Annotated in this window: 6 protein-coding genes; 5 read left to right on the top strand and 1 reads right to left on the bottom strand. The window is 43.1% G+C overall.

Annotation, left to right across the window (positions count from 1 at the left end; all coding sequences use genetic code 11):
• Positions 1-227: 227 nt before the first annotated feature.
• From K8B83_RS14255 to K8B83_RS14275, 5 genes are all read left to right on the top strand, one after another.
• Positions 228-2,948, top strand: a complete 2,721-nt coding sequence (locus K8B83_RS14255; protein WP_223417530.1) for a TonB-dependent receptor — start codon at positions 228-230, stop codon at positions 2,946-2,948.
• 105 nt (positions 2,949-3,053) lie between these two features.
• Positions 3,054-4,577, top strand: coding sequence for a tryptophan halogenase family protein (locus K8B83_RS14260; protein ID WP_223417532.1), 1,524 nt, complete (start codon positions 3,054-3,056; stop codon positions 4,575-4,577).
• 110 nt (positions 4,578-4,687) lie between these two features.
• Positions 4,688-6,544, top strand: a complete 1,857-nt coding sequence (locus tag K8B83_RS14265) for a glycoside hydrolase family 13 protein (RefSeq protein ID WP_223420077.1) — start codon at positions 4,688-4,690, stop codon at positions 6,542-6,544.
• A gap of 93 nt (positions 6,545-6,637) precedes the next feature.
• Positions 6,638-8,602, top strand: coding sequence for an alpha-amylase family protein (locus tag K8B83_RS14270; RefSeq protein WP_398409249.1), 1,965 nt, complete (start codon positions 6,638-6,640; stop codon positions 8,600-8,602).
• Positions 8,603-9,053: 451 nt separating this feature from the next.
• Positions 9,054-11,273 (top strand): putative Ig domain-containing protein, encoded by a 2,220-nt coding sequence (locus K8B83_RS14275; RefSeq protein ID WP_223417534.1) that lies wholly within the window; start codon positions 9,054-9,056, stop codon positions 11,271-11,273.
• A 178-nt stretch (positions 11,274-11,451) separates the two neighbouring features.
• On the opposite strand, the gene K8B83_RS14280 is transcribed toward K8B83_RS14275, so the two are convergent.
• Entirely contained in the window at positions 11,452-11,694 is a 243-nt protein-coding gene (locus K8B83_RS14280; RefSeq protein WP_188739103.1) for a YecH family metal-binding protein, read from the bottom strand.
• Between the last annotated feature and the right edge of the window lie 200 nt (positions 11,695-11,894).

Genomic DNA, 11,894 nt, shown 5'->3' on the forward strand with positions numbered 1-11,894 from the left:
AACCTTTGAATACGTATGCATAATATTGTCGGCAAAAGTGTACTGGGAGTAGTATCGTCACTGTTGTGCAACAATTTGGTCATAACTTCAGCACTTATGCAGTCACTTAAAACAGTAATTAAGCATGCTGGAGCATAAACACAATAAAGACTGTAACCAAAATTCAAAAGGACACTAACACTCGACCTAAATCAAGTTGTTAAGCGTTCACTAAAGGGGAAAGATGAATGTTGCTATTTAAACCGAGCTTACTCACGCTAGCATTAGCCGCCGCAGGTGCAAGCATTAGTGCTTACGCTGCAGATGATGTAAACACAACAGAAACTGCAGAAGAAAATATTGAAGTGATCCAAGTGACGGGTATCCGTCGCAGTTTACAAGAGTCACAATCTTTAAAAATGTCTTCTTCATCAATCGTTGAAGCCATTTCTGCTGAAGATATTGGTAAGTTACCCGACGTCAGTATCGCTGAATCACTTGCGCGTTTACCAGGTGTATCAGCGCAGCGCCTTGATGGACGCGCAAACGTTATTTCTATTCGTGGCTTAGGCCCAGACTTCACTACTGCGACCTTAAATGGCCGCGAACAAGCCTCAGTCAACGACAACCGTGGTGTTGAGTTTGACCAATACCCATCAGAATTACTTAACCGCGTGGTTGTTTACAAAACGCCAGATGCTTCTGTTATGGCACAATCTATTGGTGGCACCGTAGACATGCAAACCATTAGTCCACTGACTCATGGTGAGCAAACTATTGCTGTGGCACTTCGTGGCGAAATGAACGATTTAGGTTCGTTAAACAGTGGATCAAGCGACACTGGATACCGTAGTAGTATTTCATACATCGACCAGTTTGCCGACGACACCATTGGTATTGCACTAGGTTATGCCCGCATGATGTCGCCAAACCAAGAAGAACGCTGGCAGGCTTGGGGTTACCCAACAAATGATGCTGGCGATAGTGTTTTGGGCGGAGCAAAGCCGTTTGTTCGCTCAAGCGAATTAGAGCGCGATGGCGTGTTAGCCGTATTTGAATACGCACCAAACGAGCAATTTACCTCAGTAGTTGACGTGTACTACACAAAGTTTACCGACGACCAACGCTTACGCGGTATTGAGATACCAGCAGCTTGGGGTGCTAACGGTGGTGTAACAGCACTAACAACCGAAGATGGACTGGTTACCCAAGGTACCATTAATGGTGCAGAAGTCGTTGTTCGTAACGACGTTAACAAACGTGATGCTGACTCATTATCGATTGGCTGGAACAACAAATACACTATTAACGATAACTGGCTTGTTGAAGCAGACCTCGCCATATCAAAAGTTGAACGTACCGACATTGGTATGGAAAGCTACAGTGGCACAGGCCGTGGTACAGGTGTTGGTGCAGTTGATGATTTGGGCTTTGCATACAATGGTAGTGGTGGCTACAACTTCACTCATAATTTAGATTATGCCAATCCAGATGTTATTAAACTAGGCGACCCATTAGGCTGGGGTAGTCCACTGGGTGCAAGCACACAAGATGGTTTTATTAACAAACCAGAAATTGAAGATGAGCTAACATCTTTCCGCTTAAGTGCAGAGTATATCTTTGACGAAGGCGCAGTGCGTAGCGTCGAGTTTGGCGTAAACCGCACCAATCGCGATAAAAGTAAGTTAGATAAAGGTTATTATTTAACACTTGCAGGATACGACGGTTCTGATAATTACTTAGAAACAGTGCCTGATCAATATCTATTGTCACCAACGTCACTCGACTTCTTCGGTATGGGCGATGTGCTCAGTTATGATTCGTTAGCATTTTATAATGACGGCGGATATATCGAAACTGACGTAGCCGATGTGGATTTATCACGAGCCACTAACTCGTGGGATATTTCAGAAGAAGTATCAACGTTTTTCGTAAAAGGTAACCTAGAATCTGAGTTATTTGGTTTTCCATTAACGGGTAACGTTGGATTACAGGCAGTGCACACTGACCAAAGTTCAGACGGTACTGTTGCAACGGTAGAAGATGGTAACGTTGTTGTTACGCCTCGCACCGCTGGTGACTCTTACGTTGAATGGCTACCAAGCGTAAACTTAGGTTTTGAAGTTGCTGACGGCCAAATGGTTCGTTTAGCGGCTGCTCGTACCCTAACCCGTGCGCGTATGGACAAAATGAATGCTAACGTTAATTTTAGCTATAACGAAAACCCAACTGACGGAGTTAACTGGTCAGGTGGTGCGGGTAATCCAGAGCTACGCCCTTGGCTAGCGCGTCAATACGACATTAGCTACGAAAACTACTTTAGCGATCAAGGTTATTTTGCTTTAGCTGTGTTCTATAAAGATCTTGAAAACTACGTTTATGATCAACAAACAGCGTTTGATTTCAGTACTATTTTACCGCAAGGCGCAGATGACAACCCAATAGGTCTTGTGACCCAACCACAAAATGGTGATGGTGGTTACATACAAGGTATTGAAGCGTCTTTCTCACTTGACTTTGGCATGTTTGCTGACCAACTTGAAGGTTTTGGTACCATATTAAGTGGCTCATACAACGACAGTGAAGTGAAAGAAACGCCAGACAGTGATCCAACAACCTTACCTGGTCTTTCAGAAAAAACATTTAACGCTACTGTTTATTATGAAAATGCAGGCTTTGAAGCACGCATAAGCTCACGTTATCGCAGTGACTTCTTAGGTGAAGTGACCGCAATCAGCTTAACTCGTGTCAACGTTAACGTAAAAGCAGAAACCGTTGTTGATGCACAAATTGGTTATGACTTTACTGAAAGCGGTATCGATGCCCTATACGGTTTATCGGTTCAGTTCCAAGTGAACAACTTAACCAACGAGCCATTTACCTCATACACAGGTGAAGATGCACGCCACGTTCGTGATTATCAAAACTATGGCCGTAACTTTATGTTAGGTGCCAACTACAAGTTCTAATGGGCTTGTATTTTGAACTACACTGACAAAAAGCCTCTGTAACCTATTACAGAGGCTTTTTATTTTGAGTTTTACAATCACCGGCACCATGAAAAGGCGATAACAATGAAAAACACAACTATAAAAGACATTGTCATTGTGGGCGGAGGTACATCGGGTTGGATGACCGCTGCCATGTTAGCCAAGCTGTTCAAAAAACAGTTAAATATTACCTTAATTGAGTCAGACACTATTGGTACTATTGGGGTTGGCGAAGCCACTATCCCCCCGCTACAGATTTTTAATAGCGTACTGGGCATTAAAGAAAGTGACTTTATTAATGCAACTCAAGCCACTTATAAATTGGGCATCGAATTTGAAAACTGGTACCAACAAGGTGATGCTTACATGCACGCCTTTGGCAATGTTGGCCGAGACTTAGGTTTTACTTCATTTCATCATTATTGGCTTTGTGCTCAGGCAGCTCAAACCACAAACTCAAACACGCAATACAATCCGGCAGATTTTTGGCGTTATTCCATTAATTATCAGGCCGCTAAACACAATAAGTTTCAACCTATTGCCAATATCCCCAATGCACAAATGTCAGGCATTACTCATGCTTACCATTTTGATGCCAGCTTATATGCCACCATGCTGCAACACTATTGTTTGCAAAGAGACGTTAAGCGTATCGAAGGTAAAATAGATAACACAACACTTGATAACGGCGGCAACATTGCCAGTGTTATCTTGCAAAACGGCCAGACTATAACCGGCGAATTATTTATCGACTGCTCAGGCTTTGCCGCCCTATTAATACAACAAGCATTAGGTGTCGATTACGAAAACTGGCAACATTGGTTACCTTGCGACAGCGCTTATGCCGTACCGTGTGAAAGCTCTGCCCCATTACTGCCCTACACTAAAGCCACTGCACATGATGCAGGTTGGCAATGGCGCATTCCGCTGCAACACCGCACCGGTAATGGCATTGTATACAGCAGCCAATACATGAGTGATGACCAAGCCAAACAGCAGTTACTCGACAACCTTGATGGCAAGCCGTTAGCCGAGCCGCGTAAAATCAATTTCACCACAGGTAGACGAGTTAAGCAGTGGCATAAAAACTGTATTGCTATCGGTTTATCGAGCGGATTTTTAGAGCCGCTAGAATCCACCAGCTTACATTTAGTGCAATCGGCGATTATTCGCTTAACTAAATTGTTCCCGCATCACGGTATTCAAACACAACAGATAGATGAGTTTAACCGTCAATCACAAACTGAGTTTGAACAAATTCGCGACTTTATTATTTTGCACTACCACCTTAATGGCAAACAAACGGAGCCTGATAATACAGGGTTATGGCAGCATTGCCGCAACATGAGTATTCCCGAAAGCTTGCAGCAAAAAATCGATTTATTTAGCCAAACAGCCTGCGTATTTAGGCATCAAGACGAACTGTTTACCGAAGCAGCCTGGATACAGGTCATGCTCGGCCAAGGCATAAAACCGACAGACTATCATCCATTAGCGGCGGCGGTTGATAATTCAGCCTTGCAAGATTACTTAGCCAATATACGTAAAGTGATAAATACAACCGTTGCTAACATGCCAGAACACAGTGAATTTATTTGCGCGCTTTAAACCAGTAAATGCATTAACACTATAATTAATAAGATTAAAAATTAGGACTCAATATGACTTTATCAACCGAGCTTTCTACACCGTTAAAGCCAATCAAAACACGTTTATTGATGGGCACGATAGCCTTAGCATTCAGTTGTAGTGCTTTATCGGTAAATGCAGAGGTCAACGTGGAACCTCTATCGTGGTGGGCTGGCATGCACAATCCGCAACTGCAACTATTAGTTGCTGGCGACAACATAAGCGGCCATCAGGTTAAGCTGCTTAACGCCCAGGGCGTAAAGCTTATAAACACAGAGCAAACAGCAAGCCCCAATCATTTGTTTATCAATTTAGATTTACAAGATGCCAAAGCACAACAACTAAAAATTGGCCTTTATGATAATAATCAACTCGTTGAGCAGTTTGATTATCAACTACAAGCTCGTGAAAATGGCTCAAGAGAACGCCAGGGCTTTAGCAATAAAGATGTGATTTACTTAATCACTCCAGACCGCTTTGTTAACGGTAATCCAGATAACGATAATCACCCAAGCATGCTAGAAAAAGCAGATCGCAGCTTTGATGGTGGCCGCCATGGTGGCGACATTATGGGGATCCGCAAAGCTCTACCCTACTTACACGATTTAGGTGTGACTCAGTTGTGGATTAACCCACTGCTTGAAAACAACCAAGAAAAGTATTCTTATCATGGTTACTCTACCACTGACTTTTATCAAATTGACCCACGTTTTGGCACTAACGAAGAGTATCTGGCACTTGTGCAAGAGGCGCGCAGTTTTGGTATTGGGGTGATTAAAGATGTTATCGTTAACCACATGGGTTCTGGGCATCGTTGGATGGCAAATTTTCCAAGCGCCACCTGGGTTAACGGCCAGCAAGCCTGGCAGCAAAACCCTAAAGATATAGTGTACACCAGTCACCGCCGCACCACAGTACAAGACCCATATGCCGTAGCCAGTGACACCGCTGATTTTGACAATGGCTGGTTTACCGACACCATGCCCGACATGAATCAAACCGATCTACACATGGCAACCTATCTCATTCAAAACAGTATTTGGTGGGTAGAGTATGCAGGCCTAAGTGGCATACGCGAAGACACCTACTCTTACGCCGACAAAGCCTTTTTAACCCGCTGGTCTAAAGCCATTATGGACGAATATCCTAACTTTAATATTGTTGGCGAAGAATGGACCAGCAACCCTATTACAGTGAGTTACTGGCAAGCAGGCAAACAAAATAACGATGGTTACACCTCATACACCCCAAGCATGATGGACTTTCCACTGTACGACACCTTAATTGCCAGCTTAACCGAGCCAGAAGGTTGGGACACAGGCTTAATTAATTTGTACGAACGCTTAGCCGACGATGTGGTGTATGCCAAACCAACTGAATTAGTGTTATTTGAAGGCAATCACGACACCAACCGCTTATTTAGCTTAATGAAAAACGATATAGGCTTGTTTAAAATCGCAATGGCTTACGTGCTCACCAGCAACCGTATTCCACAGATTTTTTATGGCACAGAAGTGCTCATGCAAAGCCCAAGTGAAGGCAGAAACGATGGCGCAGTGCGCGGTGATTTCCCAGGTGGTTGGCCGCAAGATAAGGTAAACGCGTTCACTAAAGAAGGCTTAAGTGTCACTCAAAAAGAAGCATTAGCATTTGTGCGCACACTTCTTAATTACCGTAAAAATTCATTGGCTATCCAGCAAGGTCAATTGCGTCATTTTGTACCAAAAGAGGGCGTTTACGTGCAAAGCCGTCATCATGGCGATGAAACCTTATTGATTATTTATAATAAAAATGACCAGAGTGTTGAGCTCGACTTACCCCGTTTTAGCAGCGTGTTTAATGGTAATACTCAAGGCGTTGATATTTTCAATCAGCAATCTTATCAATTAGATGCCCCGCTTAAGCTTGAACAAAAAGGCGTGACGATTTTGTCATTAAAGCAGTAAATATTTTTCATGGCGAGGTTCATGCTCATAAATGAGCCTCGCCATGATCTTGCAGCTATTGTTCTCAGTGCCATACCAATAAAAAGAGCCACTATGTTATTATCTTTTAAACCATTTTTTATAAAAAAGAGCCCCCTAGCCTGTATAACTGCATTAGGATTGAGTTTAAGCCTCAGCGGATGCCAACAAGCCAATACAGACACTCAAAAGGCTCAACAACCGAGTCAAGCGGCGGCGCCAATGCCTCAAACACAGCAAATATCAACAGCCGAAAAACCTGTTGTGTACCAGGTATTTACTCGCTTATATGGCAACACCAATACCACCAATAAACCCTGGGGCACCATTGCCGACAACGGTGTCGGTAAATTCAGTGACTTTACCGATACCGCCTTACAAGACATCAAATCCCTTGGTACCACTCACGTGTGGTATACCGGTGTGCCACATCATGCGGTGATTAACGATTACACCCATATTGGCATAAGCGACGACGATCCCGATGTCGTTAAAGGCCGTGCAGGCTCACCTTATGCAGTAAAAGATTATTACAACGTTAACCCAGACTTAGCGACCAATCCGGCAAATCGCCTGGCAGAATTTGAAGCCTTAATCGAACGTACCCACGCCAATGGCATGCAAGTGATAATTGACATAGTGCCCAACCATATTGCACGTAACTATCACTCTGTATCAGCTCCCAAAGGCGAACAAGACTTTGGCGCCAATGACGACACGACTCAAATTTATAGCAAACATAACAACTTTTATTATGTGATCGGCGAGGATTTTGCCGTTCCCGATGCGCCTAATGGCTACGCCCCGTTAGGCGGCGATGCTCATCCTCTGAGCGACGGCAAATTTACTGAATCTCCCGCAAAATGGACCGGTAATGGCTCACGCCTTGCCAAACCTGACGCCAACGACTGGTACGAAACCGTTAAAATAAATTATGGTGTAAAGCCAGACGGCAGCCACGACTTCCCTACTCTGCCAGCAGAGTATGCGACTAAAACAGCGGCAGAACACCTGGCGTTTTGGCAAGCACTGGCCGCAGATGATATTCCTGACTCATGGCGTAAGTTTGAACGTATTGCCCAATATTGGTTAGCAAAAGGCGTTGATGGGTTTAGATACGATATGGCCGAAATGGTACCGGTTGAATTTTGGAGTTACCTTAACAGCCACATTAAACACACAAACCCTAACGCGTTTATTCTTGCAGAAGTTTATAACCCTAACCTGTACCGCGATTATATTCACTTAGGCAAAATGGATTATCTGTACGACAAAGTGGATTTATACGACAGCTTAAAAGCCATTATTCAAGGAAAAGCCAGCACAGCGGTTATTGCCAAAGTGCAAGCAAAAGTTAGCGACATTGAGCAACACATGCTGCACTTTTTAGAAAACCACGACGAGCAACGTATTAACACTACCGATTTTGCCGGCAATGCATTTAATGCCCTGCCCGCAATGGTGGTGTCGACCACATTAAGCCGCTCACCCACACTGCTTTATTTTGGCCAAGATGTCGGCGAACAAGGCGCGCAAATGGCTGGATTTGGTCAACCGACTCGCACCAGTATTTTTGACTATGTCGGCGTGCCTGCACACCAACGCTGGATGAATAACGGCAAGTTTGATGGCGGGCAATCCACCCAAGATGAAAAGGCATTGCGCGCATATTATCAACGCTTATTAAACCTAAGTCACAATGCACCTGCATTAACGGGCGACTATGCCGAATTAGACACCTTGCAGCGCCAACAACACACCCAGGGCTATGATGATCAAGTATTTGCCTTTAGCCGTTTTAATGCAGAGCAGCAATTAATTATTGTCAGTAACTTTAGCCGGCAACAAAGTAAAACATTTAGCTTAGTGGTGCCACACAATTTGCTAATGCAGTGGAATATCACTAAAAACACGCTATTAACAGACTTACTCAACTCGGATCCTTTAGTCACTCAATTAATATTACACAGTGACAACAACGCCACAATTGATGTGCAGCTTGCCCCGTTACAGTCAGTAGTTATGGCGCTGCAACGCTAAAGTACAATGCTTTAAGCTCTTTCAATAACACTGCAACGTCCTTAGCCAATTGGTAACTGGACGTTGTAGGTTTTATCAAGTCATCTTTTTCACATTGGTATGCAGGGTAAGCAAGTCAACCATTTACGTTTACCTTGCAACCTCTATTTTCGATAAATAGCAGAGCATTTTAGCGGTTCCGGTTGCTATGATCCCTTTAGTTGCAAAAAAAGGTTGTCTTAAATAATTAGACCATTTCCATTACCTATGCAGTGCTTTAAGCCCCCGCCCCCCATCAACCACAAGCGAACCCGATCATACTAAAGTATTGCTTTATAAATAAAAAAACATCACTTATGAGTATTGAAAATAAATGACCCAAGTTTCATTATTTTCACGAAAATCCATCGGCTAAAGACACGCGATGAGGTTTTTTAACGTTCGTTTTAATCTTTTTTATTGGAGTAGGTAAATGGAATTAACACAAAAATGGCGGCTTTCTATCATTGCGACCGCACTGTCTTTTGTTTTAACAGGTTGTGGATCGTCAGATGATGACGATGACGCATCCAGCAATAATGTCGCACCGTTAATATCTTCTAGCGCAATTGTGACCGCTATTGAAGATACCCAATACACATATCAGCTAGCCGTTAACGACCCAGATGATGCCAATGATGGCACACAATTGACATACACATTAACAAATGCCCCAAATGGCATGACCATTAGCAATACAGGGCTTATTTCATGGACACCTATTGAAGGTGTATTAACATCTGGTGCAGTGACCGTTTCGGTTAGAGATGGCGGCGAAGATAATGCACAAAGTGCTTCACAAAGTTTTGAAGTACTCGTCACACCCGTCAATGATGCACCTGTGGTGTCTGCAATCGCGGCGCAAAGTGTTGATTCTGGCTCAACGTTTACCTACCAAATCCAAGTCTCTGACGTAGACGATACTGACACGGCCAATGACATTCATTTTGAACTGGTATCTGGTCCGAGTGGCTTAACCATTAGCCCTTTGGGTTTAATCACTTACACCTCTGCTGTCGCTGAAACAACCGCAACTGACATTGCTGTGCAAGTTACCGACGGTGGTGAAGATGGCGCTGCACCGGTTCAAGTTACGTTCAATTTAAATGAAAAGTATTTTTATACTATTTCAGGCAGCTTAAATAACTATTTTAATGGTGAAGCTATCTCAGAAGGTGTAGTCAATTTGTCTAATGGTGAGGTCGTTGTTAGTACATCAACGTCTGATACCCAAGGCTTATTCTCAACCAAAGTACAAGATACGCAACTAAGCGACAGATTAACTCTTGTTGCTGATGCTACCGATTATTCTGAAGCAGCATTGAGTATTTCAAGAAATGAATTAACTCAATCGCACAATCTTTTATTACAACCAGTACATGCATCGATTAGTTTCGATGCCACTCAAGCCTCTGAGCTTGCTGTCGATGGTAATGTACTGGTCAACTTACCCGAAAACAGTCTTGTCGACTTAAACGGCAACCTTGTGTCATCTGCGGTTGTTGCTGAGCTAACGGTAATTAACCCTGCGATTGATATCGAAATGATGCCAGGAGATATGCTCACGACAAACAGCGCAAACGAAATTGTACCAATAGAATCTTTTGGGGCTATTACGGTTAGCTTTACCGATGACGCCGGTAACAAGCTGCAACTTGCAACAAACAAAGAAGCGCAAATTCAAATTCCTGTTGCAGGTTCTAACCCTCCCGCCACAATTCCGCTGTATTATTTTAATACCACATCAGGCTTGTGGGTTGAAGAAGGTGAAGCGCAATTAGTGACGATCAATGGCGAGTCATTCTATCAAGGCAATGTAAGTCATTTTACTACCTGGAATGCTGACATGATTTACGACACCATTCTGGTTAATGGTTGCGTACAAGACGAAGAAGGCAACTTATTAAATGGCGCTCGTGTTATTTCAGACGGCCGCGATTATTTAGGTCGTTCTCTGACCTTCTCCAACATGGACGGCACGTTTAGTATCCCGGTAAAGCGTAATTCAACCGTGTTACTCGGTGCAACTATTGGTTTCCAAAGCCGCACATCTATTATTAATACAGATGAAACAGATATCACCCTAGCAGAATGTTTAGTGCTATCTGAAGCGCTCACCAAAATAACCCTAAACTGGGGCGAGGCGCCTCGAGATTTAGACTCACACCTCTTTATTACTGATACTGAAGGTAACCAAAACCATGTTTATTACGGTAATTCTGAAGTAACAATCAATGATACGATTATTTATTTGGATGTTGATGATGTAACAAGCTACGGACCTGAAGTTATTTCAATCCCGCAATTTCCGGTCGAAGGCAGCTATCACTACTATGTCCATAACTACTCAGGCGCTCCTGATATTGATTCAGCGACCACTCGCGTTGAATTTATCTTTAGAAATGAACAACGCATATTTAGTCCGCCAACAGAAGGTGTAACAGAATGGTGGCATGTTGCTAAAATTGAAAAAGATGCCGAAGGACAATTGGTATTGACCTCTATTAACGAATGGGTTGATGAGCCGGTAGCGGTTCAATCTGTATCAGCCCAAGCAAGACAAGATGTGCTATCTGTTGTCCCAATCAAACAGATCAACGCTATCGTAAAGGGGCTCATTAACAGCAAGTATTACGATAAACAAGTTAACTAAACGCACAAGGGATTAAGCCTACACTTAATCCCTTTTTTATTTATCGCAGCAAAGTGATTAATGACCTATGGCGTGTTTAGTATCTGAAGTGTTCGTTACGACATTGCTCATTTGCACTGACTCAGTGGTATTGAACACAGCAGCTATCTTTTATGTCTAATCGTTATCCGAACGACATTTAGTGGTTACAGATTTTATCTGCCGCGGTAGTGATACCGTTATCGCTTGCGATAAATTTGCCCTTGTTTTCTAAAAATGTAATCAACATATCAGCATCCATCTCACTTGCAGAGCAAGTATGGTAACGAGTATCTTCACCGAATGCGCAATGCATCATATTTTTAAGCTCATGTTTTGTAAGGGCGCTGCCGTGTTCTAGCATCATCTGCATCACTTGATGACCATGAATTGAGTCTGACATTGTATTTCCAGTTAAGATGTAAATTATTTATGCTTTATATCTTATTTTTGTCCACTGAACTCTGATCTCGCACACAACTTCAACAAAGCGGTGCCTAAAATGATATTGCTAAAAATAGAAGGCAATCAGGGTAAATAAGTGATCAGTGATTGCGTAGCAAAAATCGCTCAGAAAAAGGCTGAAATTACAGCGATCTCGTT

The sequence above is a fragment of the Shewanella inventionis genome (assembly GCF_019931735.1).
GTDB lineage: Bacteria > Pseudomonadota > Gammaproteobacteria > Enterobacterales > Shewanellaceae > Shewanella > Shewanella inventionis.